The organism is Providencia sp. PROV269, assembly GCF_028477785.1.
Classification (GTDB): Bacteria; Pseudomonadota; Gammaproteobacteria; order Enterobacterales; family Enterobacteriaceae; genus Providencia; species Providencia rettgeri.
On the sequence record NZ_JAMPLV010000001.1, the window covers coordinates 100,044 to 126,260 of the forward strand.

At 40.3% G+C, this 26,217-nt stretch carries 24 protein-coding genes and 1 other annotated feature; of the genes, 9 read left to right on the forward strand and 15 right to left on the reverse strand.

The window, feature by feature from the left end; translation table 11 throughout:
• Nucleotides 1–232: 232 nt before the first annotated feature.
• The gene (gene gndA, locus PR683_RS00460) at nucleotides 233–1,639 is read left to right on the forward strand and encodes an NADP-dependent phosphogluconate dehydrogenase (protein WP_004909277.1); all 1,407 of its coding nucleotides are present in this window, start codon (nucleotides 233–235) and stop codon (nucleotides 1,637–1,639) included.
• A gap of 136 nt (nucleotides 1,640–1,775) precedes the next feature.
• A complete protein-coding gene (locus PR683_RS00465; protein ID WP_272581613.1) occupies nucleotides 1,776–2,972 on the forward strand; it encodes a multidrug effflux MFS transporter in 1,197 nt (398 codons plus the stop codon).
• 69 nt (nucleotides 2,973–3,041) lie between these two features.
• Here the strand turns inward: PR683_RS00465 and PR683_RS00470 are convergent, their stop codons facing one another.
• A complete protein-coding gene (locus PR683_RS00470) occupies nucleotides 3,042–6,275 on the reverse strand; it encodes a M66 family metalloprotease (RefSeq protein ID WP_272581614.1) in 3,234 nt (1,077 codons plus the stop codon).
• Between the two features lie 333 nt (nucleotides 6,276–6,608).
• On the opposite strand from PR683_RS00470, the gene PR683_RS00475 reads away from it, so the two are divergent.
• Entirely contained in the window at nucleotides 6,609–7,250 is a 642-nt protein-coding gene (locus tag PR683_RS00475) for a CatB-related O-acetyltransferase (RefSeq protein WP_272581615.1), read from the forward strand.
• Between the two features lie 54 nt (nucleotides 7,251–7,304).
• On the opposite strand, the gene PR683_RS00480 is transcribed toward PR683_RS00475, so the two are convergent.
• The 9 genes from PR683_RS00480 to hisG form a co-directional block, all read right to left on the reverse strand.
• Nucleotides 7,305–7,781 carry a YbaK/prolyl-tRNA synthetase associated domain-containing protein gene (locus tag PR683_RS00480; protein ID WP_109911324.1) on the reverse strand — a complete coding sequence of 159 codons (477 nt, stop codon included), beginning with the start codon at nucleotides 7,779–7,781 and terminating at the stop codon, nucleotides 7,305–7,307.
• 260 nt (nucleotides 7,782–8,041) lie between these two features.
• A complete protein-coding gene (hisIE, locus tag PR683_RS00485; RefSeq protein WP_004909325.1) occupies nucleotides 8,042–8,653 on the reverse strand; it encodes a bifunctional phosphoribosyl-AMP cyclohydrolase/phosphoribosyl-ATP diphosphatase HisIE in 612 nt (203 codons plus the stop codon).
• Nucleotides 8,647–9,423 carry an imidazole glycerol phosphate synthase subunit HisF gene (gene hisF, locus PR683_RS00490; RefSeq protein ID WP_117162165.1) on the reverse strand — a complete coding sequence of 259 codons (777 nt, stop codon included), beginning with the start codon at nucleotides 9,421–9,423 and terminating at the stop codon, nucleotides 8,647–8,649. Before hisF ends, hisIE begins: the two co-directional genes overlap by 7 nt.
• The gene (gene hisA, locus PR683_RS00495) at nucleotides 9,405–10,142 is read right to left on the reverse strand and encodes a 1-(5-phosphoribosyl)-5-[(5-phosphoribosylamino)methylideneamino]imidazole-4-carboxamide isomerase (protein WP_272581616.1); all 738 of its coding nucleotides are present in this window, start codon (nucleotides 10,140–10,142) and stop codon (nucleotides 9,405–9,407) included. The genes hisF and hisA overlap by 19 nt, the downstream gene beginning before the upstream one ends.
• A 5-nt stretch (nucleotides 10,143–10,147) precedes the next feature.
• A complete protein-coding gene (gene hisH / locus PR683_RS00500; RefSeq protein ID WP_004909333.1) occupies nucleotides 10,148–10,741 on the reverse strand; it encodes an imidazole glycerol phosphate synthase subunit HisH in 594 nt (197 codons plus the stop codon).
• Complete coding sequence (gene hisB, locus PR683_RS00505) at nucleotides 10,741–11,808, reverse strand: bifunctional histidinol-phosphatase/imidazoleglycerol-phosphate dehydratase HisB (RefSeq protein ID WP_272581617.1); 1,068 nt, start codon at nucleotides 11,806–11,808, stop codon at nucleotides 10,741–10,743. Before hisB ends, hisH begins: the two co-directional genes overlap by 1 nt.
• Nucleotides 11,809–11,821: 13 nt before the next feature.
• Entirely contained in the window at nucleotides 11,822–12,892 is a 1,071-nt protein-coding gene (gene hisC, locus PR683_RS00510) for a histidinol-phosphate transaminase (protein WP_004909336.1), read from the reverse strand.
• A gap of 3 nt (nucleotides 12,893–12,895) precedes the next feature.
• On the reverse strand, nucleotides 12,896–14,212 hold the full coding sequence (hisD, locus tag PR683_RS00515; protein ID WP_196719747.1) for a histidinol dehydrogenase: 1,317 nt from the start codon (nucleotides 14,210–14,212) through the stop codon (nucleotides 12,896–12,898).
• Between the two features lie 6 nt (nucleotides 14,213–14,218).
• The gene (hisG, locus tag PR683_RS00520; protein WP_109911005.1) at nucleotides 14,219–15,118 is read right to left on the reverse strand and encodes an ATP phosphoribosyltransferase; all 900 of its coding nucleotides are present in this window, start codon (nucleotides 15,116–15,118) and stop codon (nucleotides 14,219–14,221) included.
• 53 nt (nucleotides 15,119–15,171) lie between these two features.
• Nucleotides 15,172–15,299, reverse strand: a sequence feature (His leader region).
• Nucleotides 15,300–15,567: 268 nt separating this feature from the next.
• Between hisG and PR683_RS00525 the strand changes: the two genes are divergently transcribed.
• Nucleotides 15,568–16,395, forward strand: coding sequence for an SDR family oxidoreductase (locus PR683_RS00525; RefSeq protein ID WP_109911006.1), 828 nt, complete (start codon nucleotides 15,568–15,570; stop codon nucleotides 16,393–16,395).
• Here PR683_RS00525 and PR683_RS00530 read toward each other — a convergent pair whose 3' ends face one another.
• Nucleotides 16,396–17,019 carry a glutathione S-transferase family protein gene (locus PR683_RS00530; protein ID WP_109911007.1) on the reverse strand — a complete coding sequence of 208 codons (624 nt, stop codon included), beginning with the start codon at nucleotides 17,017–17,019 and terminating at the stop codon, nucleotides 16,396–16,398. It lies immediately after the preceding gene.
• Nucleotides 17,020–17,236: 217 nt separating this feature from the next.
• On the opposite strand from PR683_RS00530, the gene PR683_RS00535 reads away from it, so the two are divergent.
• On the forward strand, nucleotides 17,237–18,442 hold the full coding sequence (locus PR683_RS00535; protein ID WP_109911008.1) for a serine hydrolase: 1,206 nt from the start codon (nucleotides 17,237–17,239) through the stop codon (nucleotides 18,440–18,442).
• A gap of 80 nt (nucleotides 18,443–18,522) precedes the next feature.
• Here PR683_RS00535 and PR683_RS00540 read toward each other — a convergent pair whose 3' ends face one another.
• The 3 genes from PR683_RS00540 to ybjG form a co-directional block, all read right to left on the reverse strand.
• The gene (locus PR683_RS00540; RefSeq protein WP_109911009.1) at nucleotides 18,523–19,890 is read right to left on the reverse strand and encodes an L-serine ammonia-lyase; all 1,368 of its coding nucleotides are present in this window, start codon (nucleotides 19,888–19,890) and stop codon (nucleotides 18,523–18,525) included.
• A gap of 75 nt (nucleotides 19,891–19,965) precedes the next feature.
• Nucleotides 19,966–21,282: a serine/threonine transporter gene (locus tag PR683_RS00545; protein WP_004909352.1), complete on the reverse strand. Its 1,317-nt coding sequence runs from the start codon at nucleotides 21,280–21,282 to the stop codon at nucleotides 19,966–19,968.
• A gap of 851 nt (nucleotides 21,283–22,133) precedes the next feature.
• Entirely contained in the window at nucleotides 22,134–22,742 is a 609-nt protein-coding gene (gene ybjG / locus PR683_RS00550; protein ID WP_109911010.1) for an undecaprenyl-diphosphate phosphatase, read from the reverse strand.
• A 200-nt stretch (nucleotides 22,743–22,942) separates the two neighbouring features.
• Between ybjG and PR683_RS00555 the strand changes: the two genes are divergently transcribed.
• Nucleotides 22,943–23,371, forward strand: coding sequence for a secondary thiamine-phosphate synthase enzyme YjbQ (locus tag PR683_RS00555; protein ID WP_272581628.1), 429 nt, complete (start codon nucleotides 22,943–22,945; stop codon nucleotides 23,369–23,371).
• A gap of 247 nt (nucleotides 23,372–23,618) precedes the next feature.
• Here the strand turns inward: PR683_RS00555 and PR683_RS00560 are convergent, their stop codons facing one another.
• Nucleotides 23,619–23,882, reverse strand: a complete 264-nt coding sequence (locus PR683_RS00560) for a GrxA family glutaredoxin (protein WP_004909359.1) — start codon at nucleotides 23,880–23,882, stop codon at nucleotides 23,619–23,621.
• Between the two features lie 160 nt (nucleotides 23,883–24,042).
• On the opposite strand from PR683_RS00560, the gene PR683_RS00565 reads away from it, so the two are divergent.
• The 3 genes from PR683_RS00565 (at nucleotide 24,043) to rlmC (ending at nucleotide 26,167) form a co-directional block, all read left to right on the forward strand.
• Nucleotides 24,043–24,369, forward strand: coding sequence for a YbjC family protein (locus PR683_RS00565; protein ID WP_109911012.1), 327 nt, complete (start codon nucleotides 24,043–24,045; stop codon nucleotides 24,367–24,369).
• 139 nt (nucleotides 24,370–24,508) lie between these two features.
• On the forward strand, nucleotides 24,509–25,024 hold the full coding sequence (locus tag PR683_RS00570) for a YbjN domain-containing protein (RefSeq protein WP_109911013.1): 516 nt from the start codon (nucleotides 24,509–24,511) through the stop codon (nucleotides 25,022–25,024).
• A 9-nt stretch (nucleotides 25,025–25,033) separates the two neighbouring features.
• Nucleotides 25,034–26,167, forward strand: a complete 1,134-nt coding sequence (rlmC, locus tag PR683_RS00575) for a 23S rRNA (uracil(747)-C(5))-methyltransferase RlmC (protein ID WP_164529060.1) — start codon at nucleotides 25,034–25,036, stop codon at nucleotides 26,165–26,167.
• Nucleotides 26,168–26,217 lie beyond the last annotated feature (50 nt).

Genomic DNA, 26,217 nt, shown 5'->3' on the forward strand with positions numbered 1-26,217 from the left:
TTACCTTCTGATATGACGGCTTATACCGACGAGTGAATAATGCGGTTTGTTGAACGAAATATCAATAAAAAATAACGTTAGTTGGACAATTCTTGACAAAAATGGCCTTGTATACGTCATCGATTGCATCAATAACTACCATGCAACACAATCCTAGGTTAATATGTGATCCCGTTAACAGAATGTCAGCACGGTCGAGGCTGACTTGGTCCTAATCAGACAGGAGTTGTTCATGTCAAAGCAGCAGATTGGTGTTGTCGGAATGGCAGTCATGGGGCGTAACCTTGCGCTCAACATTGAAAGCCGTGGTTACTCAGTGTCTATCTTTAATCGTTCTAAAGATAAAACAGATGAAGTGATTGCCGAAAATCCAGGGAAAAAATTAGTTCCCAACTATACAATTGAAGAGTTTGTTGACTCTCTGGAAAAACCTCGCCGCATCTTGTTGATGGTAAAAGCGGGTGAAGCAACGGACAAAACAATTGCCTCGCTGACTCCTCATCTGGACAAAGGGGATATCTTAATTGACGGTGGTAATACCTTATTTACTGACACTATCCGTCGTAATCGTGAATTATCTGAGCAAGGTTTTAATTTCATCGGTACTGGTGTTTCAGGTGGTGAAGAAGGCGCATTAAAAGGTCCTTCAATTATGCCTGGTGGTCAGAAAGAAGCTTATGAGTTAGTTGCACCAATCTTAAAAGAAATTGCAGCACAAGCAGAAGGTGAACCTTGTGTGACCTATATTGGTGCAGATGGTGCGGGCCACTATGTTAAAATGGTTCACAACGGTATTGAATACGGTGATATGCAATTAATCGCAGAAGCCTATTCATTATTAAAAGGTTCATTGAACCTGAGCAACGAAGAATTAGCTGGCATCTTTGCTGAGTGGAACAAAGGTGAACTGAGTAGCTATTTAATTGAAATCACAGCAGATATCTTCAAGAAAAAAGATGAAGATGGTAAATATCTGGTTGACGTGATTCTTGATGAAGCGGCTAATAAAGGTACCGGTAAATGGACTAGCCAGAGTGCGCTGGATTTAGGTATCCCTCTGACGTTAATTACTGAATCTGTATTTGCACGTTATATTTCTTTCTTAAAAGATCAGCGTGTTGCAGCTTCTAAAGTATTAACAGGTCCAGTACTGAAAGCGGTTGAAGGCGATAAAAAAGAGTTTATTGAAAAAGTTCGCCGCGCACTGTATTTAGGTAAAATTGTGTCTTATGCACAAGGCTTCCAACAGCTGAAAGCGGCATCAGAAGAATATAATTGGGATTTAAACTACGGTGAAATCGCAAAAATATTCCGTGCAGGCTGTATCATTCGTGCGCAGTTCCTACAAAAAATCACTGATGCGTATAACCAAGATGCAAAAATTGCCAACTTGTTGTTAGCGCCATACTTTAAACAAATTGCTGACGAATACCAGCAAGCACTGCGTGATGTGGTGTGCTATGGTGTACAAAATGGTATCCCAACACCAACATTCTCAGCTGCTATTTCTTATTATGATAGCTACCGTTCAGCGGTATTGCCTGCAAACTTAATCCAAGCGCAGCGCGACTACTTCGGTGCTCACACTTATAAGCGTACTGATAAAGACGGTGTTTTCCATACTGAATGGATGGAATAACCCGTCATCATTGACTGTTGATGACATGAAAGGCGCTAAGTTTAGCGCCTTTTTTGACTTTTAAGCACCGTAAAATGTTGAATTTATAATTATGAGTATTTTCTAAATTACATTTTATCGAGTCTAGGCATGGTTTATGCGTAATTTTCTTATCTTATTACTTTTATTAGTCTTACTTGGCCCATTAGGGATTGACTTATATTTGCCAACAATACCTGATATTGCGAAGGATTTAGGTAGCAATGAGTCGGTGATCCAGTCAACGATAGCATTGTTCATTCTTGTTCTGGGGTTAGGGCAATTGATTTCGGGCCCATTAGTCGATAGATATGGGCGAAAACCTGTCGCGATTGCGGGTATGTTGTTGTACATCATTGGTGCAGGTGTTGCTATTGTAGCAACAACACCTACGGTATTTATTGCATCACGTTTATTGCAAGGTGTTGCGGTTTGTTGTACTTCGGTAGTGGCATTTAGTTGTGTACGAGACCGAATGAATGGTACGAAAGCCGCTCGCGCTTTTGGTTTCTTAAATGGGACATTAAATATTGTTCCAGCATTAGCTCCACTACTCGGAGGTTTGCTGGCAGAGGCATGGGGCTGGCGGGCACCGTTCTGGTTTCTTGCTTTGTATGCGTTGGTTATATTAGTGCTAACTGTTGCTTTTTTACCGGAAACACGGCCAGCTAATTTACCTAAAGCAAAGATTATTCCGCTGAAAACCTATTGGCGAATTTTAGGAAATTATCAATTTATTATTTTTGCCTTAGTGAACGCAGGCACGATGGGTATGGCATTAACTTATGTGTCACTTGCACCAACTGTACTGATGGGGGATGCGCAGTTATCTCCGCTAGCGTTTTCTATTGTATTTGGTATTAATGGTTTTTGGATCATGTTTGCCAGTTATATCGCTAATTACTTTATTCATAAAATAGGGCGACCAACCTGTTTATTAGTGGGTAGTTTAATGATGGCACTTGGTTGCTTAGGATTATTGCTAGGTTTTGTCGTATTGCCGGTAGAAATACAAAGCCATTGGTTAGTCTATATGTTACCTGTCGCCTGTGCTTGTACAGGGCTGGCCTTTATGATGGGAACGGCAACTAGTTATGCTTTAGAACCTTTTGGTCAGGAAGCAGGAACCGCTTCTGCGTTAGTTGGTTTTGTACAAATGGCCGGAGGGGCAGCTCTTGGGCTTTGTGCAATCGGTTTGCCCATTGCCCCAAGATTATCCTTAGCAATAGTGATGTTAGTCGGTTGTCTGTTTGGGCTAATAGCAAGAAAAACGAGTTTATCATTTGCTAGCCATTCACTGACTAAGGCGGGTTAAAAACTATTTTTATTGATACATCAAGATGTCACTGGTTGTTGGATATAACCAGTGACAGGATTGGATTATTTATTCAACAATAGTGCCATTAATCGTAGTGAGAAACCGATTCTCTTTAATTTCAATAGGTCTTGAATGAACCATTTTATTATTAATATACAGCTTAGTCTCAATTGGGATTAAACCGTGTTCAATATTAATATGGAATTTATTCATCATATCTTTATTGCCACGGAAGTTATTAAGCTGATATTGTTTTTTGTTCCCGTCGTTAAAAATCACCTCTAGGTAGGGGGAATCAGTATTAACTCGCGCATCATTTTGATAAACCATGCCATAAGAACCAAATGAAGGGGGATAAATATAGCTATCAATGGTTCCTTCAGGATCATAGAAGCCCATTAAAGTGACAACCTCTACACCCTGTTTTCTGGCTTTTTTATGAATAGCAGATTCTGGTTCCGAAATTCGTTTCCAACTGACCCCATCTGAACGATAGCAAAATAAATCATTTTTGGTGATTGTCTCCACCTTATTATTGACATGTATTTTGCTATTCCATTGTGCATATGACTTTATCTTGATAATGCTATTTTTATTATGCTCGGATGCTGCTGGGAGACTAATATTCGGTGCATAATAGCCATTTCCTTGGCAAAGATAGACTAAGTTACTTTTTTTTAACAGTTCATTTATGCGATCAGTTGTAATATCAGAACCATTTTTTGGGGAAAAATTAATGATATTGAAATTGGAAAGATCTAATTTAGCGTCAACCAATTTTTTTATATTCGGATCCCATTTTTTATATCCCGTCGATGATTCTGAGCTAAAAGTATAATTGCTTTCTAATTTTTTTTGGATAGCAACAAGGGAATTTGGTGTGTATGCGGTATAGGCATTGTATTTGGGATTGTAAGCTTCCCCACCACTCATTGCGTCATGGTTTAATGAACCATCTTGATAGGTATTTGGAATAAAATAGTTATTATAAGGATCCCATAGCCATGTTGAATTCTTTTTATCGGCAGTTGCATGTGTTCCTCCTTCTGTGCCCCCATAGTAATCACTTAGGCCAAAGTTATGGCCAAATTCATGACTAAGCTCATTACTATCGGTTCTATTTAACGTTGCTTTTCCACCGCCGCCTGACCAGCCATGAATAACCCTCCCATTCTCATATACCCCAACAGAATTATAGGCAGTTATTTGGCTCGTAGGATTAAATGACTCAGCATCAGAAGCTGAACTGTTTACACCATAATTTGCTAGATTAATGCCATCGGCATAAAAACGTTTGGTTATCGACTCCCTCATATTGCCGCTATACGCGCCTCCTTTTCCTGTTGCTTTATCGGTGAAAACTTGGCCATTAGGCATCACTACTTTTGTAAGGTGAATTGGCTCATAGCGAGAAACAATAAAATTTTTAACGGGAATAGTTTGGTAATATTGCCGATTAAGCTCGGGTTTTTCTTGGAAAAGAAGTACATCCCTTGGGGGGGTAAGTAGGCCAATATCTAATGTATTGACCAGTAATTCATTTGGGGCGCCAATATCAATATTTGATAGTGTTCCTTTTTGCTCTTTCAAAACAAACTCTAGCTTTATATCAGGGTGAATATACTCTTCAGAAATTGTCGTTGACCATGTATTTTCAATGTATTCTAAATTACTCGTTGAATCGTCATTCTTTGCGATATAAGGTTCGTTATTAAGATAAATAGGGAACCATTTTTTATGTAAATCATAAATAAAAAGAACACTTTCACCCGTTCCTAGTTTTAAACTTTTATTTCCATAATGAATATGGCTATCATAGTAGGCACTAGAGCTGAAAAGGATTTTTTTATTATGAAGGTCATTATCTGCCATAAGTGTAAAGTCACGAGCCCAGTTCCCGTCACTTGTAGCAATTTTTATTGATTCATTGTTTTTTAATAATTCCAATAAGTTTTTTTTATTTTCAGATGATTCATTAATCGACTTGTTATTATCTAAAGTTAAATCATAGTTTTCTGGTTGTGAATAGTCTAGCGGTGGGATCTCTCTGGTGATAGGTATATTTTCCCAGTCCCCATTAGTGTTGCACTTGAATAAATATAAGTCTCCTTTTTTTAATTCAACACATTTATATTTAGTATGAATAAGAGTCGTCTCATCGGATGTTGAGGTAAATAGGATTTGTTTATATACATGATTAATATTACTTTTTAACATTAAACTATTAGTCGTATCATAATCAACCTTGGTTATTTTTATTGTTGAATGTTCATTCAAGATATCATTCATAAAGTTTGCATCAATTTCGCTAACATCGATATCTGGCAGACCTTCAATTTCAGAATCGAAAAATGGAGGCAAATTACGTGCTGAAATATCAGGTGATTTCCAGTATTCGATTAGATTGACATTTTCTTCAGTGAGCCAACGTCCATTATTGTCACAAATAAATTGAATCGTGAGACCTTTTGGTAATGTGACTGTTTCATTTCCATAGCTAATATTAATATTTTTTTTATGAATATTTTCTAAAACTATAGTTTTTCCTTTATATCTCACATCATTATTTAGTGTGAATGTTTCCTTCATATATTTATGATTAAATGTTAAGTGTATTATTTTATTTTTTAAAATTAAATAATGTAAAGCTTTTTGGTTGGAAACTATAACATTTAAATTATTTTCATTTTCAATGAAAATATCAAATCTTTTAGGTGGTTTGAAATGGTGAGGCAATAAATTTGTCTCTATGGTACTGTTGTCTACAATCTTAGGTAATTTGGTAGGAGGGCTTAGGTTTTCACTAGTTACCAATTTATTATTTTCATCATAAATATTTAATTTAATGTTTTCATTTTGTTGAATTGATGATTGAGGTTTAAACATGACTAAAGTTTTTCGACCGGATACCAATTTAGGTTGTATATCTCCTTCAATTCGATTCACAGCAGGAATGATTGAGTTTTGAGCGAAATAAACGCTTCCCTTTAATTCACCACTCGTGTCACTAATTTCTTTATGTGTTAAAGGGTTAATAAACTTATTTTTATTAAAGTAAATAGCCTTATCCGGTTTTATTCCATTACTGCTTTTTTCGTCGTTTCTATCTAAGTTAATAAGTGGATTACTTGTTTTATCTGCATGGAGAATCATTTCCAAGTTTGATTCGTTATTTTCATTATTTAATATATGAAATATTTCATAAATGTTATTGACTAAGTTTGTTGAATAATGGGAAATTAATGAATTATAAGTGTTTTGATTAATAATATTTTGAATTATTGGTTTTTTTACTATCATTTTGTATCTTTCTTCTATTTAACAGTATGCTGAAATTATTTTTATTTAATTTATAATAAAATATATTAATTGTGTGCTTTTTTATTTTAAAGTTAGTCTTAAATACTATTCGGTTGTTTTCTATTATTTGATAATTAATTATATGGAAATTATTTTCTATGATATTATTTGCACAAGTAATTTAAATAATAACAGGTTTGTTAGGATGAATAACATGTTGAATCCATTATTAAAACAACCTCGAGTGGCTAAAGGTGGTGTATTTTGAACGCGAATGCATCACCATAGAATGCGTTCTATGGTAAATATAAACGAATTAAAAGGTTTAGTGCCATGAATCAAAAACATTGGTCAAAATACGAACTACTTCATGAGGTCGTACAAAATCCCAATATCCATATTAAAGGTCAGCATAGTTATTACAGCGACTGTTGGGATAACGGGTTTGAGCAGTCAGTTGTGCGCTATTTACAAGGTGACGAACAAAGCCGAGACTGGCAGCTAGCATGGGATGTTGATCAACTTTATATCGGTGATTATGTCTGTATTGGTAGCGAAGCGGTGATATTAATGGGAGGGAACCATACTCACCGAATGGATTGGTTTTGCTTATATCCTTTTCTTGAATATATTGAAGAAGCTTATGTAGGAAAAGGCAACACAGTGATTGGCGACGGAGCCTGGGTTGGCATGCGTGCCTTTATCATGCCCGGAGTTAAAATAGGTGAAGGAGCTGTAATTGCTGCTAATAGTGTAGTGATCAAAGATGTTGAGCCTTATTCTATCGTTGGGGGAAACCCAGCGAAGCCGATTAACTACCGCTTCTCACACGATGTCATTACTGAACTATTAGCATTGAAAATCTATGATTGGCCGGAGGAAAAATTTACCGCATTAAAGCGGTTTATTTGTGGTTCCGATTTTGTGGCATTAAAAAATGCCAGCCAGAAATATGACCAGCGATTGATTAGCTAGCTTTTCTTATTAAGGTTAAGGGGGATTCTGTGGAATCTCCCTTTTTACATATAACTAATTTTCTTCTGTGCGAATAAATTCAACTAAACTAGGCGCTGCTATTCTTTGATAATCTTCTGTATTTAAAATAATAGAGCGTTCTAATGTACCAGCATTAAAGGCGAGTTCCTCAAAACGTTCAAAAAGTAGCGGGTCAGCAATTAATTTTAAATTGGGATGAAAGCTAAAGGGGGGAATAGCCCCAAATACGCATTGAGTGAGCTCATCGACTTCTTTTGGGCTTGCTAAAGATGCACGAGTCCCGCCAATTGCTGTGGCAATTTTACTCAAATCAGCTTGTTTATCGGCAGGTAAAATTGCCAGTACGTGTTGGCGTATACCATTTCCTTTGACATGGCATACTAATCCTTTTGCCCCTTGCCCAAGTTGCGTGCCACGTATTTTTGCCACTTCTTCTGATTTCCCCGCAGTGGAATGTTCCATCACACGATATTTGGCATTATTTTTATCAAGTAATTGTGTGAGTTGCATAAAAATAGAATTTTCAGACACTGTTTTTTTCCCTTTAAAACCACATCAATAACAGGGAATGATAACAAGTTTGGAAGTAGATACAACCTTGGGGCCGAAGGCTGCTAAAGCGTTAAAATAGGTGAAATATTAAAAAATAAGTATCAGATGTATTTTGTGTCTGTTATTACTAATATTCTTGGGTATTTATTCAGTCACGAGCAAATTGAACACATCTTGCATCTATGATAAAGCTGCCAGTGAGACTGGCAGCCTGTTGTTTACTGATGACGCTCTTTTAACCGTTTGATTATTGTGCTTAAATCCAGCTCTTGGTCTTGTAGTAAGACTAATAAGTGGTACATCAAATCAGCGGCTTCATTGGTCAATTCTGCGCGGTCATTCACGGTGGCTGCCAATGCAGTTTCAACACCTTCTTCACCGACTTTTTGCGCAATGCGTTTAGTCCCGCTAGCGTATAAACGTGCGGTATAGGAGCTTTCAGGAGAGGCAGTTTTGCGTTCTTTTAGTAACGTTTCTAACTCAAATAAAAAGCCCCAGTCGCTTTGTGCTGGTGCGAAGCAGCTTTGTGTACCGTTATGGCAAGTTGGGCCATCTGGCAGTGCGAGAGCTAGCAGCGTATCACTGTCACAATCTGGGTAAATATCCACTAAATTTAAAAAATTATTAGAGGTTTCGCCTTTCGTCCACAAACGTTGTTTTGTGCGAGAGAAAAAGGTGACTTTACGGCTATCTAAAGTGACTTGTAATGCTTCTGGGTTCATATACCCAAGCATTAGCACATCACCTGAAACAGCGTGTTGCACGATAACAGGCATTAGGTTATCGACTTTTTGCCATGCTAGCTGGCTAGATTGTTCTGTGGTTAACATACTCTAATTTGAACTCCATTTTCGGCTAGGTATTGTTTTAAGTCACCGATATTAATAATTTGTTTATGAAATACAGAAGCGGCTAAAGCACCATCAACGCCTGCGTCAGTGAAGGCATCAAGGAAATGTACTTTTTCGCCTGCACCACCTGAGGCAATCAATGGCACTTGGCATACTTCGCGAACTTTTTTTAGTTGCTGTAGGTCATACCCTTGACGAACACCATCTTGGTTCATCATATTTAACACAATTTCACCCGCGCCACGTTGTTGAACTTCTTTTACCCAATCAAGGGTTTTCCACGTAGTTTGTGTGGTACGTTTTTCATCACCGGTAAATTGGTAAACGAGATATTCACCCGTACTTTCATCGAACCAAGTATCAATACCCACAACGATGCATTGTACGCCAAAACGCTCCGCTAAGCTGCTGATTAATGTAGGGTCGGATAATGCTGGGGAGTTAATGGAAATTTTGTCAGCGCCAAAAGACAGAATTTGTGCAGCATCATCGACACTTTTAATTCCACCTGCAACACAAAAAGGAATATCAATCACTTCAGCGACTTTGGCAACCCAGCTTTTATCTACCACTCGACCATCAGAAGAGGCGGTAATATCATAAAATACCAGTTCGTCTGCACCTTCTTGGGCATAACGCTGTGCTAATGGAACAATATCACCGATAATTTCGTGATTACGAAATTGGACACCTTTAACCACTTGCCCATCACGGACGTCTAAGCAAGGAATTATGCGTTTTGCCAACATTTGATTGCCTCCGCAACGGTGAATTTACCTTCTAATAATGCGCGACCCACAATCACGCCAGCCGCACCAGATGGCGGGATAGCCGCAATATCATCTAAATTGCCAATGCCCCCTGATGCTTGGAAGGCAATGTCGGGGAATTTTGGGCTTACTTCTTGGTATAAATTCACATTAGAACCCGCTAAGGTGCCATCTTTGGAAATATCGGTGCAAAGGACATGTTTTAAGCCATAAGGACGATATATTTCAATGGCTTGTTCTAATGTTAAATTTGAATTTTCTTGCCAGCCGCTAATGGCGATTTCTTTTACGCCTTTGTCATTAATGCGTACATCTAACGCAAGTACAATGGCTTCCCCACCATAGGTTTCAAACCATGTTTTAACCAATTCAGGTTTGGTCACCGCAGTTGAGCCAATGACAACACGAGCCGCTCCGGCTTCCAGTAAGGCCTTAATATCTTCTTCGGTACGAATACCCCCACCAACTTGTACTGGAACATTCACGCCAGCCAATAATTTTTTGAGCAGTGGAATCTGGCGTTTTTGTGGATCTTTGGCGCCCGTTAAATCCACTAAGTGTAGGAGCTTTGCCCCTTCTTTTTCATATTGTTGCAAACGTGGGAGCGGGTCATTGCCATAATCAGTTTGCTTGGCGTAATCCCCTTGGTGCAATCGCACTACGGTGCCATCGATTAAATCTAATGCGGGAATGATCATGGTAATTACATCTCCAAAAAGTTTTGAATCAAGCGTGAACCTGCGGTGCCAGAACGTTCTGGGTGAAATTGGACACCGTAGAAGTTATCGCGATTCACCGCGCTACTAAACGGGTTGCCATACTGAGTTTGTGCGATGGTATTACTGGAAATTGGCATCGAATAACTGTGTACAAAATAGAAATAGGCGTTATCAGGGATATCCCTAAACAAAGGGTTCCCTGCTAGGGCTTTGACTTGGTTCCAGCCGCTATGTGGAACTGGAAGCCCATTGGCATCCATTTTTTGTACAGGGCTATCAATTAACCCCAGTAGTGGCACCGTTGATTGACCTTCTTCACTGAAAGAACCGAGTAATTGCATACCTAAACAGATGCCTAACACGGGTTGAGTCAGTGCTCTAATTAACGGCACTAATTCACGTTCAGTGAGCTTTTCCATGGCCGCGCTAGCCGTACCGACACCCGGTAAAAAGACTTTGTCGGCTTGTAAAATGGTATTGGTATCCCGGCTCACCACAGGGTCATAACCTAGGCGTTTCACCGCATAAGCCACGGAGGCTAAATTTGCACAGCCAGTATCAAGGATGACAACGTTCATCAAAGAACCCCTTTTGAGCTAGGTAACGTATCCCCTTCAACGCGTATTGCTTGGCGCAAGGTACGGCCAAAGACCTTAAATAAACTTTCCGCTTTGTGGTGATCGTTTTTCCCTTTGGTTTTCAGGTGTAATGTACAACCCATAGCATAGGAAAGTGAGCTAAAGAAGTGCTCAATCATTTCAGTGCTTAAGTCACCGACACGTTGGTATTTGAATTCTGCTTTATATTCAAGGTGTGGGCGACCTGAAATATCCAGTGCACAGCGTGCTTGGCATTCGTCCATTGGCAGAACGAAACCAAAACGTGCGATACCGCGTTTATCACCAAGCGCGATTTTCAGTGCTTCACCTAAAGCAAGGCCCGTGTCTTCGACAGTGTGGTGGTCATCAATAAATAAGTCGCCATTGACTTCAATGTTTAACCGGAAACCGCCGTGAGTCGCGATTTGGTCTAACATGTGGTCAAAGAAGCCCACACCCGTGCTAATTTTGCTGCCGCCTTCTTGGTCTAGCCACACTTCGACTTGGATATTAGTTTCTTTTGTCACGCGTTTGACTAGCGCATGGCGGTCGCGTTTGGTTAACTGCGTGGTGATAGCTTCCCAGTCTAGTTCCATTGGGTTATAACGTAACCCTTTAATACCCATATTTTTAGCTAATTGAATGTCCGTTTCGCGGTCACCAATCACATAGCTATTTTCACTGTCTAGCACGTTGCTATCTAAATAGCGCTCAACCAACTGAAGTTTAGGTTTACGGCAAGCGCAGTTATCTTCAGGCTTATGTGGGCAAATCAGCACGTCATCAAATTTTATGCCTTGTGATTCAAAAAGTTGCATCATTAGGTTGTGTGGTGGTTCAAAGTCAGCGGTCGGAAAGCTATCTGTTCCTAAGCCGTCTTGATTGGTTATCATCACTAAGCGATAATTGGCTTTTTGCAGGGCAAGTAAGCTAGGAATGACTGCTTTTTCAAAGGCGAGTTTACTTAAGCTATCAACTTGGAAGTCAGTTGGCGGCTCGGTAATTAATGTTCCATCACGGTCGATAAATAAAATTTTCTGGCTCATGAGTCATTCCTAATTAGCAAAGTGCGGCAATAGCTTCAATAACACGGGTATTTTCAATTTCTGTCCCGACAGTAATACGCAGGCAATTAATGAGACCCGGCTGTTTGCTTTGGTCACGTAAAATAATGCCTTGATCCCACAGGGCTTTAAAGACTTTACTGCCATCGGTGAAACGCACCAAAATATAGTTAGTTTCACTCGGATAAACATGTTCAACCACAGACAAGTCGCGCAGAGCTTCACTGAGTGCAATACGGTTTTCGGTTACCGTTATTACACGGCTTTTCATTGTTTCAATACCTTGTGGTTCAAGGGCTTGAGCGGCAATCATCGCAACAGGGGTTGATAAAGGATAAGGGGCGATAACCTTTAATAGCACCTCAATCACTTCAGGAGAAGCTAAGGTAAAGCCACAGCGTAAACCGGCTAATGCAAAGGCTTTAGATAAGGTTCTTAAAATCACCAAATTGGGGTATTGTGCAAGCCAGCTTGCCACACTGTATTGTGGACAGAACTCAATATAAGCTTCATCGACAACGACTAATGCGCGGCCTGCTGCCATATTTAGCACTTCACGCAAATCTTTATTATCGATGATATTGCCCGTTGGGTTATTTGGGCTGCAAATATAAATCAGTTTGGTATTAGATAAATTTTCACGGATCGCGTTAACGTTTAATGCCCAGTCAGGCAGCGCCATGATTTTCTTTTGTTCAACGCCAAAGGTTTCTGCACTGACGCTGTACATGCCATAGGTTGGTGGGCAGAACATCACCGCATCTTTACCCGGCTCACAAAATGCGCGGATCAATAATTCGATAGACTCATCGGCCCCACGGCAAACCAGTACTTGTTCTGGTGTGATTTGCGCATAAGCCGCATAGTTATTGATCACGGCAACAGGTTGGCATTCAGGGTAACGGTTCAGGTTACGTTCACTGAATTGGTAATCAGGTGCAATTGGGTATTCATTGGCATTGAGCCAAACATCTCCATTTCCCCCTAAGCGGCGCGCCGACATATAAGGGGTCATGGTTTTAACATTTTCACGTGCAAGACTGGCGGCATTAAATGGTTGGCTCATGACTTACTCCTGATTTTGTTTTTTTAGTTCGTTAACGCGTAAGGTAACGGCATTTTTGTGAGCGGTGAGTTGCTCTGCTTGCGCTAAAGTTTCGATGGTGTTGGCTAAGCCTAATAAGCCTTGCTGCGACAGTTTTTGCACCGTCATTCGCTTCATAAAGTCAGCGAGGCCAAGGCTTGAATAGGTTGCAGTATAGCCGTAAGTCGGTAATACGTGATTGGTGCCTGAAGCGTAGTCTCCTGCAGATTCGGGTGACCAGTCTCCGACAAACACGGAGCCTGCGCTAGTGATAGAATCGACTAGGTCATCGGCATTGCGTGTTTGTAAAATCAAGTGCTCAGGTCCATAGCGATTGCTAATTTCGACGCATTGTTCGATCGAATCAGCAATAATGACACGGCTGGCACTTAGTGCTTCTCTGGCAATTTCGGCACGAGAAAGTTGCGCTAATTGTGTTTCTGTTTCTTCAATCACACGCTGGGCAAAGTTTTCATCGTCAGTTAATAAAATGACTTGTGAATCAGGGCCATGTTCCGCTTGTGATAGTAAATCAGATGCGGTGAACGCTGGATTTGCTCCGCTATCCGCAATCACTAACACTTCAGAAGGCCCCGCAGGCATATCAATGGCGGCTCCATCATGGCTTTGACTCACTTGGCGTTTTGCCTCAGTGACATAGGCATTACCGGGGCCAAATATTTTATCAACCGTAGGAATGCTTTGGGTGCCAAATGCCATTGCTGCAATCGCTTGCGCGCCACCTACTTGGAAAATATCGCTGATGCCGCACAGTTTCGCTGCATACAAAATTTCATCGGCAATAGGTGGGGGAGAACACAAAATGATTTTGCGACAGCCTGCGATATTCGCCGGAGTTCCTAACATCATGACTGTTGATAACAAGGGAGCAGAACCCCCCGGAATATATAAACCGACTGCATCTATTGGGCGTGTGACCTGTTGACATACTACGCCTGCCTGTGTTTCCACTGTAATCGGAGTAGGTTTTTGGGCTTCGTGAAAACGACGAATGTTGCCAATGGCGGTTTTCATTGCTGTTTTGATTTCATCGCCAAGACGAGCCTCTGCCGCGTCAACGGCATTTGCAGGTACTCGCACTGTGTCGATTTCAGTTTTATCGAAACGACGGCTTAGTGCTTGGAGGGCGGTGTCGCCCTCGTTACGGACTTGCTCAATAATTTGGCTCACCGCAGTACTAATGCTGCCAGAGGCCGCAATTGCGGGGCGCATCAGTAAAGCACTTTGTTGCTCTTGATTACAAGCCGACCAGCGAACAGGTTGGTTAAATCCCATTTTCATGGCGGCTTACTCCATCATTTTTTCAATTGGTAATACAAGGATTGAGCTTGCCCCTAATGCCTTGAGTTTTTCCATGGTTTCCCAGAACAAGGTTTCTGAGCTGACCATGTGCATGGCAACGCGGTTGTTGTCACCGGCTAATGGTAAAATAGTTGGGCGTTCAGCACCTGGTAATAAGGCAATGATTTCTTCTAGTGTTTCACTTGGCGCGTGTAACATGATGTATTTAGATTCGCGCGCTTGGATAACACCTTGGATACGGGTCATCATACGGTCGATAAGCTGTTGTTTATCAGCTGACATTTCACCGTCACGTTGAATTAAACATGCTTTCGAACGGTAAATGACTTCCACTTCTTTTAGGCCGTTTGCTTCTAATGTGGCGCCAGTAGAAACAAGGTCACAAATCGCATCCGCAAGCCCAGCACGCGGGGCAACTTCAACCGAACCATTTAACAGACATGATTTAAACTGAATGCCTTTTTGGTCGAAATAGCGTTTTAACAAGTGTGGATAAGAAGTCGCAACACGTGAACCATTCAGGCATTCTGCACCCGTGTAGTTAAAGTCCAATGGCGCCGCTAATGACAAGCGACAGCCACCAAAATCGAGGCGGCGCAGTGTTTTGTATTGTGGGTTTTCGCCTTGCGCGCGGCGGTTTAATAACTCTTCTTCAAGAACGTTTTCACCAATGATCCCTAAATCAACAACGCCATCCATGACCAGTCCTGGAATATCGTCATCACGAACACGAAGTAAATCAATAGGCATATTTTCTGCATAAGCAATCAAACGTTGTTGTTGTAAGTTGATTTTGATGCCGCAGCGAGCCAGTAGTTCTCTTGATTCTTCACTCAGACGACCTGATTTTTGAATTGCAATACGTAAACGTGATTTATCCAACATGACTTTACCCTTATCCCTTTAAAATTTTTTGTTTAGTAACTCTTTGTTCAAGAATAAAAAAACCCTCGGAAGATTATCTTCCGAGGGTTCTCTCAATTTGCATTTCAGCCACCGGAAGATTCGTTGAACGTCTTCCAGCACACATCGCCCGAAAGACTAGTCAGGATGATGGTGATGATGATGGTTGCGTGAAATACGATTCATAATGTCTTCCGTTCTGTTATTTAAGTGAATGACTAAACATTCATTGTGTTAACTAAATACTCATTGGTATTTAACCTATCCGATTTCCCCCTATGAATGCAACCTTTTTTTAAAAAATAACCAATAATAATTAGTTGATGCGCTTTTATAGTGATTAATCTCTCAGAAATTGTGTTCGGAAGTTTTATGGTTTTCAGCTACTCTGTGATTAATTTCAGTCAGTTGGTCGATTGAGGAGTTATCGAATGAAGAAAATCACCATTATTGGATTAGGGTGGGTAGGGTTGCCCCTTGCCCAAGCTTTATTGTCCCAAGGCATTCATGTGGTTGGAACTAAAACAACACCAGATGGTATTGAAGCCGCTCAAGCGGTAGGAATTGAGTGTTATGCATTGAAATTAACCCCTGAACTTGAATGTGATAACGATGATTTAGCGCAATTGATGATGCAAAGCGATGCTATCGTCATCTTGCTTCCCCCTTCTAAAATTAATACCGAATACTATATGGCAGCGATTGAAACACTGGTGAATAGCGCAATAGCATTTCAGGTACCCAAAGTTATTTTCACGTCATCTACTGCGGTTTATGGGGAGCAAAATGGTGAAATGACCGAAGATAGCCCATTGGATGGAGTGACGGATTCAGCTAAAGCTTTAGTGGCGACAGAACAGTGGTTGCATCAATTACCGAACATATCGGTAGATATTCTGCGATTAGCTGGATTAGTCGGGGAAAAACGACATGCAGGGCGTTTTTTAGCAGGTAAAACCGGAGTGAAGGGGGCAAATCAGCCTGTCAATATGGTGCATCAAGACGATGTAATTGACGCCATTTTATTATTGCTCCAGCAGCCACAGGGAGGGCATATTTATAACCTTTGTGCGCCAATTCACCCGACACGAGCTGAATTTTATACTCATGCCGCTCAATCTATTGGTTTAGTTCCACCACAATTTATTGAAGAGGAGAATGCATTAGAGGGGAAAGTCATTAACGGTAATAAAATTTGCCAAGAACTTGAGTTTGAATACCAGTACCCAAACCCAAGTTTGATGAGTATGACCTTGTGATTACTTAATTGGGATCATGACAATTTTTTGGAACGCAGGACGCGTGGTCAGCTGCTGATACCAGCGTTCCAAATTGTTAAATTCAGGGCGTTCAGTCACAATTTCATGCCAAGGGTAAAATAGTGGCGCGATAGCAATGTCTGCGATACCAAATTTATCACCACTGAAATAGGCTTGGTTGGCTAATGTATTATCAGCAATTGTGAGTAATCGATTAATATTGCCATATATAATTTTAGCTTGTTCCGGGTCTCTATCCGCTTCAGGAACACGAACAATTTTGTTCATCATTTGCTTAATGTGGCCGAATAAATTAGCACCACTCCAATCCATCCATTTATCGGCGGCAGCTCTCTCTTGTAAGTCTTGTGCGAGTAATAAGTGAGAATGATCAAATTTTTCCGTAAGGTAACGTAAAATCGTATTTGATTCCCACAGCGCAAAGTCATCATCCTGTAGAGTTGGAATAGTGCTGTTTGGATTCATTTTTATATATTCAGGTGTATCTAGTCCACCAAATGGGCCACCCACATCTTTTTGATTGTAAGCGATATTTAATTCTTCTAAGCACCAAAGTACTTTTTTGACATTGGAAGAGTTGACGCGTCCCCAAACAGTTAACATTGCAGTCTCCTAAATTGATTTTTTGGTATCGGCCATGGTTAAGATAGATTAAATTCACTCTTAGGCAAATGTTTATTTGTTAGCGGTGGCCTCTGTGAAATTAAAGTCTTATATTAGGTCCAGTTATCGAATTTTGTCACGGCGATGGGTTCTCGTTTAGTGACGCTGAGTCAATGACCGTATTTTAAATGTATAGAATTAAGTGAAGGAATAACCGATGAGTAAGAAAATATTGTCTTTAAAAACCCGCCGAGCAGGTATTGGGTTGAGTCTTTTGGTTGTCGTAAGTACCAGTGCTTATGCGGCGCAGACACCGGTTGCTCCTCAAGTCGATGCAAAAGCATTTGTTCTGATGGATTATAATAGCGGTAAAATTTTAGCTTCTGGGAATCCAGATGAACGCTTAGACCCCGCAAGTTTAACCAAAATTATGACCAGCTATGTGATTGGTCAGGCAGTAAATGCAGGGAAAATTACCCCACAAGACATGGTCACGGTAGGGGAAGATGCATGGGCGACGGGTAATCCTGTTTTGAAAGGCTCTTCTTTGATGTTTTTGAAGCCAAAAGACCGCGTTTCTGTATTAGATTTAAATAAAGGGATTGTGATCCAGTCAGGAAACGATGCCAGTATCGCGCTTGCTGATTATGTTGCTGGTAGCCAAGACTCATTTGTGAGCTTAATGAATCAATACGTGCAAAAGATTGGTTTGAAAAATACTCACTTTAAAACGGTTCATGGTCTCGATTCTGAAGGGCAATACAGCACGGCACGGGATATGGCATTGTTAACCCAAGCGATGATCCGTGATGTACCGGATGAATACGCACTGCACAAGGAAAAGGAATTTACCTTTAATAAAATTCGTCAACCAAACCGTAATCGTTTGTTATGGAACCAAAATTTAAAGGTGGATGGTGTAAAAACTGGGCACACGAGTGGTGCAGGTCATAATCTGGTCGCCTCTGCAACAGAAGGTGATATGCGTTTAATTTCAGTTGTGTTGGGGGCACCAAGTGACCGAGTGCGTTTTTCTGAAAGCGAAAAATTACTGACATGGGGTTTCCGTTTCTTTGAAACTGTCACGCCAATTAAAGCTGATGCCACACTGAAAAAGCAGCGTGTCTGGTTTGGTGATACTTCAGAAGTTGATTTAGGTGTTGCCGATGATGTTTCTATTACTATTCCTAAAGGGCAATTGCAAAACTTAAAAGTGGATATTCAACTCACCAACGATTCACTTGAAGCGCCTCTTGCTAAGAACCAAACAGTGGGAACGATTAACTTTATTCTTAATGATGAAGTTGTCGAACAGCACCCTTTAGTCGCAAAAAATGCGGTTGAAGAAGCGGGGTTCTTTGGGCGTATTTGGGATTATATCATGAAAACCATTAGTGGCTGGTGGAGTGCCATTTTCGGTTAATAATGATTGAGTGAAAATGATGTGAACAAAAAAATGCCTGTTAATACAGGCATTTTTATAGAGATGATAGATAAACAATACTATTCGCAGTGAGCCAATTTAATCGCTAAGCCGCCTTGAGACGTTTCACGATACTTAGCGTTAATATCTTTACCAGTTTCATACATGGTTTCAATGACTTTATCGAGGCAAACACGTGGGTCACTGACGCGACGTAGTGCCATGCGTGCCGCATTCACGGCTTTAACGGAAGCGATGGCGTTACGTTCAATACAAGGTACTTGAACTTGCCCTCCAACAGGGTCACAGGTGAGACCTAAGTTATGCTCCATGGCAATTTCTGCTGCGATACACACTTGCTCAGGGCTACCGCCCATTAATTCGGCGAGTCCCGCGGCGGCCATTGAACAAGCAACACCCACTTCTCCTTGGCAACCCACTTCGGCGCCGGAAATTGACGCATTCATTTTATATAAGGCACCAATGACACCGGAAACTAAAAAATAGCGGGTATAGGAATTTTCATTCACAGGGCGAATAAACTTATCATAATAAGCTAATACCGCAGGAATGATGCCACATGCGCCATTCGTTGGTGCCGTTACAACACGACCACCCGCTGCATTTTCTTCGTTAACGGCAAGCGCATACATATTGATCCAATCTATGACGGCCATTGGGTCCATATTGGTGTTATCCGTTGTCACGAGTTGACGGCGTAATGCGGCTGCTCGGCGCGGTACACGTAATGGTCCGGGTAGTAAACCTTCGGTTGTCACCCCTCGTTCAATACCGGATTTCATGACATCCCAGACGGACGAGAGGTATTGCTGAATTTCTTCTTTACTACGTAATGCTAATTCATTCTGCATCACGAGTGCGGAAAGTGATAAACCTGTGTCTTTACAATGTTTTTGCAGGTCGGCCGCATATTTAAATGGGTAAGGGACTTGCACTGCATTTTCATCAGACTGGCCAAAGTGCTCTTCATCGACGATAAAACCGCCACCGATAGAATAGTAATTTTTGCTGTAAATAACATCATCACCACTGAATGCCGTAATACTCATTCCATTTTCATGGAGTGGTAGGTTGGTAGTATGAAAATTCATGCCACCTTCAGTAGGAAAATCAACTTCATGTTGCCCGTGTGCAAGGGAGAGCCTTTCAGTTTGCTCTACATTACGCATAAAAGCAGGAATAGCGTCAATATCAATGGTGTCTGGTAAGTTACCTGCAAGGCCCATAATAATCGCCATATCCGTTGCATGGCCTTTACCCGTCAAAGAGAGTGAGCCATAGACGTCTACTGAAATTCGTGTCGTGCGAGTGAGTAATTCTTGCTGGATAAGGTCGTCAACAAACTGTTTGCCTGCTTTCATTGGGCCGACAGTATGGGAGCTTGAAGGGCCGATACCAATTTTGAAGATATCAAATACACTAATCATATTCAGTGCTTCCTTTTGTAGAAAGTCATTGAAATTAGGTAGCTTCCATTACTGGTCGCTACCTAGTGGCTTCAATTAGAAGAATAACTTATATGTTGCCGCAGAGATAGCGACCAGACCCATAATTACGATAAATACATTACTGATTTTACCTGAGTATTTACGCATCGCAGGTACTTTGCTAATTGCATACATTGGCATTAAGAACAGTAAGATAGCGATAACTGGGCCACCGAGGCTTTCAATAATATCCAATACACCCGGGTTTAATGTTGCCACTAGCCAAGTGGTGACTAACATGAAAATTGCAGTACCGCGGTTTAACTTGCGAACATCAATGGTTTTACCTTTTGCACGGTAAGCACGTTCAACTAAGCCATTGAAACCTTCACGAGCACCTAAATAGTGGCCGAGGAAAGATTTAATAATTGCGATAAATGCAATGATTGCAGCAGCATATTTGATGAATGGCTGGTCAAAATAGCCAGACAAGTAGTCAAGGATACTAATATTTTGTGCTTTAGCTTGTGCGAGATCCGCTGAAGATAAGGTAAATACACAGCTGATCACGAAGAACATGACGGTCAGCACCATCAAAATGTGCGCGGAGGCAAGGATCCGTGAGCATTTTTGTTCAGCGGCATCACCGTATTCTTCACGTTTTGCCACAGAGAAAGCAGAAATAATTGGTGAGTGGTTAAATGCGAATACCATCACAGGGATTGTCAGCCAAATAGTGACCCAAATACTTTGCCCACCCGTATTTTTTGTTGCCTCAGTGATACCTTCCCAAGTTAAGGTATTTAGTACATCACCAGACCAATGTGGGATCATATACAGTGAGAATGCAACCAGTACGGCGATAAATGGAAACACTAACATACTCATGACTTTGACGATGTATTTTTCACCAAATGCCACAATCGCCATGACTCCGCCGACAAGAATTAAGGCAAGTAACCAGCGTGGTGGTGCCCCAACGCCTAATAATTCGGTTAAGAATTTATTGACGTTATTGGTGATGGAAACACCATAGACAAGAAGAATAGGGTAAATAGCAAAGAAGTAGAGTAGTGTGATCCAGTTACCCGCTGTGCGACCAAAGTGTTCCTCGACGACTTCAGTAATATCACCGTCAGGTTTTGAACCAGAGAGAACGAAGCGTGTTAACCCACGGTGAGCAAAAAATGTCATTGGGAAGGCTAATACCAGCATCAGTAAAACAGGTAATAAACCACTCATACCTGCGTTGATTGGCAAAAACAGCACCCCAGCACCGATAGCTGTACCATATAAACCCAGCATCCATACTGTGTCAGTTTTGCGCCAAGCATTACTCGTTACTGTTTGCGAGGCTGTTTTGTCGATGGAACCAACTTTTGTTGCATCCATAATAGTCTCCGAAAATATAAGTCAAAAAAATCATTTAGCGTAACGGCAATTGCGTTACGAACTTTTAATCTTTAGGTACGAACAATTACTCAATAACAATTGTTTTCTTTTGCGTAACAATCTGATTGGAAATAAAACTAAAATTTACGGTAAATTGATTTTCAATCAGTTTTGTATTTTTATCATTTAATTTTAACAGTGGATTTTGAGTGTGTGAATTTATATTTTACCAGAATAAAATGCCGTGATCATTATCTCAAAAGAGAAATATCCCCCAAAATTGCGCAAAATAATCATATTTTATAAAATTGTTAAATAAATTTGTGTTAAGTTTATTTTTGTTAGCAATTAAATACTGAGTAAATAAGTTTTGCTTTGCTGAAATATGAACAGAATAATATTCTGTTAGAAAAATATTATTATATTAATGATCGAAATATAGCTGGCTAAAATATCATCTATATCAATGTGAATATTGAACTGTACTGTAATGGTAGTACGATTTTCTAGGCTGTGTATTTTTGTATTTATATGAAAAACAACGGGATATTTTTTATTTGCTGATTGGTTTATTGCGTGATTAATTAGTTTAAAAACTGGAGAGAATAGAACTATACATTAATTATTTTACGTTTTTCTCAGACCTATTTTTGTCACTTTTTTCGCAACGAAAAAAATAATTGAAAAAGGTAACGAAATATTTGTTAATTAATTGTTTTAATAATTTTATTGATAACTTCAAAAAAGTTTTAATGATGAAAGTGAAAATAAACAGAAACTTTGATTTAGCGCAATTTTTATAATGCGAAGAATACTGGCATTAATTAATGCCAGTATTTGAATATACGTTGTTATGGCTGAAACCAGCCTTTACGAATAAGAGGAGCAAAAATAAAGCTATATAGTTGCGTGATAGGTAATTGAATTTTATTCGCACCAAGAGACCAGAGAATTTGAGCTAAGCCGCATGCCACCATTGCAAGTATGAAAGCACCAGCCATATCTAAAGGCCAATGAACACCGAGGTAAATTCGTGACCAGGCAATAACAATGGCAGGGATCATCATTACAAGCCCTACCCAAGTTCTTAGCCAGAAAAGAAATGCGAAAGCGAATGTAAACACAATTGTGCCATGATTACTCGGGAAGGAAGGTGTGGCTTTATGCTCAGAAAAATTGGTGCCAATCCCCATGACAAATGGGCGGTCATGTGGAGCAAAATAACCAATTAACCATGAGATAGTTAAACCAATGACGATAGCAATAGCGGCTTTACAGGCAAAGGCACGTTGGCGAGTCATATTTGGCTGGGCGCCCCAAAACCAACAGGCAACCGTAAAAAGTGGAAATAAGAGGATTAAGCGCTTAGCAATCACGTTAGCTACAGCAATGGTTCCACTTGCGGTCTCGGGTGTGGCATTGATCAAATTGAAAAGATCAAGATTCAGTTGTTCCAGCACAGTTCAGTACCTCGGGCAAATAGTGAGTAAGACAGGGTAGATACATAAAGAGAGGAGGTTAAAGTGTCTTACCTCGCAGGTAAAGTCCCTTTGTCTTATTATTGAAAGCTTTGTGCGACAAATTTACTTGCGGTTTAACTATTACTCAATAATTATTTAGTGCAGTAACAGACATAGAAAAGTAAAAGGAAGAAAAAGTGATGTGGTGGCAAAAAGAGATACAACTTAGCCCAAAAGCAAGAGGATTTCATTTAGTGACAGAAGAAATTTTCAAGCAACTTCCCGAACTTAGCTTAATCAATGTTGGTTTAGCCAATATTTTTATTCAACATACATCGGCATCTTTAACGATAAATGAAAATGCGGATTACACTGTCAGAGAAGACTTCGAAAGTTTTTTTAATCAGGCCGTTCCTGAAAATGAGCCTTATTATAAACATGATTATGAAGGAAGTGATGATATGCCAGCTCACCTAAAAAGCAGTTTATTGGGTGCAAGTTTGACTATTCCGATTACTAAAGGGCGTTTAAACTTGGGGACGTGGCAGGGGATTTATTTATGTGAGCACCGAAATTATGGTGGAAAACGTAGGTTAATCATTACATTACAGGGTGAACTCAGCCGTTAAAAACAAAAAACCCGATAGCAGGAAAACAAAAAGTTGGCTATCGGGCTCCTCAATATGGGGACATCAAAGAAAAGCAGTGGCATTAATTAAGACTCCGTCTAAAAAAGAAAGTTCTCACTTAGATGAAAAAAAGTGCAATATTTTTATTAAATTTGGCTTAAATAGCACAAAAAGAACAAGCAAAGTGTCAGCACCGATAAATAAGTGAACAACTTTGCTTGTTGAGATGAAAAACAGGTATGGCTAACTATTTGTAAAGATTTAAATTTTCTTTTGCGTAAGCTTCAAAATCTGTGTACCCACCAATGTGTTGCTCATCAATGAAAATTTGTGGAACGGTTTCAACAGGTTTGCCGACAGTTTTAGATAAATCTTCTTTAGAAATACCTTCTGCTTGAATATCAACATAGCGGTAGTCAAAATCTTCACGTTCATTTTTCAGTTTTTCAGCGAGTTCTTTTGCACGAACGCAGTATGGGCAGCCAGGACGACCAAAAATAACAGTATACATAGTATCTCCTTTTTATCTTGAACTCAGATTCTAATTACAATGCTCAATACTATGCCTACATAAATTATGAAATAAAAGTCGAATTTTCCTGTTATACCTATAGGTATGGCATATAATCCTCAGTTTGAGGAAGAGACACAATAATGAGAGGAGAAGAAGAATGAGTAATAAACCTCAGTCTAAAGGGACGATGCGTTCATTGGCGGATATGCCAAAGCCCATTATCGTGTTAGAAGGTGTCGGGATCATTCTGCTTATAATTGTGTTGTTGGCATTAAATGACTATATCACTCTGCCGGAGCCTTTAATGCAGTCAGGAGCGATCGTCAGCATTATTATGGTCGGTATTGGTTGTTTGGTGCCTGCAATGATCAATATTGTCTGGCGGGCAATTCATGGCCTGAGTTTTTTGGGGATAGATAATAAACAACCAGAAAAGAAAGCCTCTAAAAAGTCGGACTCTACAGATAATAAACCTGATGAATAAATAGATTAAACGCGGTTTTACTGGTGTTTCGGCCTACAATATGTGAGAATTATTCGTTTTTTCGTTAGGGGGAAGATGTGCCGAAACCCTAACAAATCGATATTGCACGACTATTTTGAGTTGAAGAAGGTTACTGCCCATGGATTCTATTTGTTACCCTGACATCACTAAGTTACGTGAATGGCTAGACCAACTCAAAACCTCTTATTTCGAGTGTGATTCCTGCTCTGCATTACATTTACCCCATATGCAAAATATTGATGGTATTTTTGATGCGAAGCTCGATATTTTAAATAATGTTTTGGTGTTGTCTGCATTAGCTGAGCTCAAACCGACAGCGATTGTGACGTTAGTGGCGAATATCAGCCAAATTAATGCCAGCTCATTAACGGCAAAAGTTTTCCTGGAAATAAATAATGAAAACTTGCCTAAATTGATTGTTAGCCAATCATTTTCATTAGCAGCAGGGATGACGTATCGTCAATTCGGCCATTTTTTACAGCAAGCAGAGGAACAAATTTCTGCCATTGTATTTGAAATCTTTAGCAATAACTTGCTCTATGCGAATCAAGATGATTTCGGTGAAGACGATGACAATTCTGATGAAGACTCAGAGCATTCTCTTGACGACAAACCCTCGATAATACTCCACTAAGTCTTTGTTATGCATTGTGAAAAGTATGCCACTGGGCAATGCCATTCATGCCAATGGCTGACACTAACTCCTGAACAGCAAATTATTGAAAAGCAGAGCCAACTACAGGCTCTTTTACCTGCTATTGATACCTCCCTATTTCAGCCTCCAGTTACAGGGCCGCAAACGGCTTTTCGCAATAAAGCTAAAATGGTCGTTAGTGGTAGTGTTGAGAAGCCAATTTTAGGTATTGTTGGGCGAGATGGGCAAGGTGTAGATTTAACGGACTGCCCGTTGTATCCAGATGCCTTTTCTGATGTGTTTAGTGCCATTATTCCTTTTATTGCAAGGGCAGGGCTGACGCCTTATAACATTGAACGCAAACGTGGTGAGTTAAAATACCTATTATTGACTCAAAGTCATCATACTGGGAAATTTATGCTGCGGTTTGTGTTGCGCTCAGAGAAAAAAATTGAGCAGTTAAAAAAGGCACTGCCATGGCTACAAGAACAGTTGCCACTGCTTGCGGTGATCACCGCCAATATTCAACCAGTGCATATGGCAATACTTGAAGGTGAGGATGAGATTTTCTTAACGGAGCAGCGCACACTTCGTGAAGAGTTTAATCAAGTCCCTTTATTTATTCGGCCACAAGGTTTTTTCCAAACGAATCCTATAGTGGCTGCAAAATTATACCAAACCGCGAGGGAATGGGTTAAAGCGTTAGATATCGATAGCTTGTGGGATCTGTTTTGTGGGGTGGGCGGCTTTGGGTTGCACTGTGCTGAAAAAGACACTCGCTTAACAGGGATAGAAATTAGTGCGCCAGCGATTGCCAGCGCACAGCAATCCGCGGATGAACTTGGATTAAAGCATGTTGAGTTTAAAGCCCTTGATTCAACGCGTTTTGCCACGGCGAATCAGGATATCCCTCAGCTTATTTTAGTCAATCCGCCACGCCGAGGAATTGGTAAAGAGTTATGCGATTACCTTACGCATATGCAGCCTGAATATATTCTATACTCTAGCTGCAACGCACAAACCATGGCGCAAGATTTACAACTGTTGGCTGGCTATCAAGTCTGTAAAGTCCAGTTATTCGACTTATTTCCTCATACAGCACACTTTGAAGTGCTGACGTTGTTAAAGCGTATTGCACAGTAAAAGCTATGTGATGGGCTTTACTGTACAAAACCGACAATACAATATTCGTT

Excerpts from the sequence above, each read along its gene's own strand:
- PR683_RS00535 (WP_109911008.1), top strand. The coding sequence starts at position 17,237 with ATGAGTAAGAAAATATTGTCTTTAAAAACCCGCCGAGCAGGTATTGGG.
- hisB (WP_272581617.1), bottom strand. The coding sequence starts at position 11,808 with ATGAGCCAGAAAATTTTATTTATCGACCGTGATGGAACATTAATTACC.
- PR683_RS00530 (WP_109911007.1), bottom strand. The coding sequence starts at position 17,019 with ATGTTAACTGTTTGGGGACGCGTCAACTCTTCCAATGTCAAAAAAGTA.
- PR683_RS00525 (WP_109911006.1), top strand. The coding sequence starts at position 15,568 with ATGAAGAAAATCACCATTATTGGATTAGGGTGGGTAGGGTTGCCCCTT.
- PR683_RS00470 (WP_272581614.1), bottom strand. The coding sequence starts at position 6,275 with ATGATAGTAAAAAAACCAATAATTCAAAATATTATTAATCAAAACACT.
- rlmC (WP_164529060.1), top strand. The coding sequence starts at position 25,034 with ATGCATTGTGAAAAGTATGCCACTGGGCAATGCCATTCATGCCAATGG.
- PR683_RS00565 (WP_109911012.1), top strand. The coding sequence starts at position 24,043 with ATGAGTAATAAACCTCAGTCTAAAGGGACGATGCGTTCATTGGCGGAT.
- gndA (WP_004909277.1), top strand. The coding sequence starts at position 233 with ATGTCAAAGCAGCAGATTGGTGTTGTCGGAATGGCAGTCATGGGGCGT.
- PR683_RS00540 (WP_109911009.1), bottom strand. The coding sequence starts at position 19,890 with ATGATTAGTGTATTTGATATCTTCAAAATTGGTATCGGCCCTTCAAGC.
- hisG (WP_109911005.1), bottom strand. The coding sequence starts at position 15,118 with ATGTTGGATAAATCACGTTTACGTATTGCAATTCAAAAATCAGGTCGT.
- hisC (WP_004909336.1), bottom strand. The coding sequence starts at position 12,892 with ATGAGCCAACCATTTAATGCCGCCAGTCTTGCACGTGAAAATGTTAAA.
- hisA (WP_272581616.1), bottom strand. The coding sequence starts at position 10,142 with ATGATCATTCCCGCATTAGATTTAATCGATGGCACCGTAGTGCGATTG.
- hisIE (WP_004909325.1), bottom strand. The coding sequence starts at position 8,653 with ATGTTAACCACAGAACAATCTAGCCAGCTAGCATGGCAAAAAGTCGAT.
- PR683_RS00545 (WP_004909352.1), bottom strand. The coding sequence starts at position 21,282 with ATGGATGCAACAAAAGTTGGTTCCATCGACAAAACAGCCTCGCAAACA.
- PR683_RS00570 (WP_109911013.1), top strand. The coding sequence starts at position 24,509 with ATGGATTCTATTTGTTACCCTGACATCACTAAGTTACGTGAATGGCTA.
- PR683_RS00560 (WP_004909359.1), bottom strand. The coding sequence starts at position 23,882 with ATGTATACTGTTATTTTTGGTCGTCCTGGCTGCCCATACTGCGTTCGT.
- hisD (WP_196719747.1), bottom strand. The coding sequence starts at position 14,212 with ATGAAAATGGGATTTAACCAACCTGTTCGCTGGTCGGCTTGTAATCAA.
- PR683_RS00475 (WP_272581615.1), top strand. The coding sequence starts at position 6,609 with ATGAATCAAAAACATTGGTCAAAATACGAACTACTTCATGAGGTCGTA.
- hisH (WP_004909333.1), bottom strand. The coding sequence starts at position 10,741 with ATGAACGTTGTCATCCTTGATACTGGCTGTGCAAATTTAGCCTCCGTG.
- PR683_RS00555 (WP_272581628.1), top strand. The coding sequence starts at position 22,943 with ATGTGGTGGCAAAAAGAGATACAACTTAGCCCAAAAGCAAGAGGATTT.
- PR683_RS00480 (WP_109911324.1), bottom strand. The coding sequence starts at position 7,781 with ATGCAACTCACACAATTACTTGATAAAAATAATGCCAAATATCGTGTG.
- PR683_RS00465 (WP_272581613.1), top strand. The coding sequence starts at position 1,776 with ATGCGTAATTTTCTTATCTTATTACTTTTATTAGTCTTACTTGGCCCA.
- hisF (WP_117162165.1), bottom strand. The coding sequence starts at position 9,423 with ATGTTGGCAAAACGCATAATTCCTTGCTTAGACGTCCGTGATGGGCAA.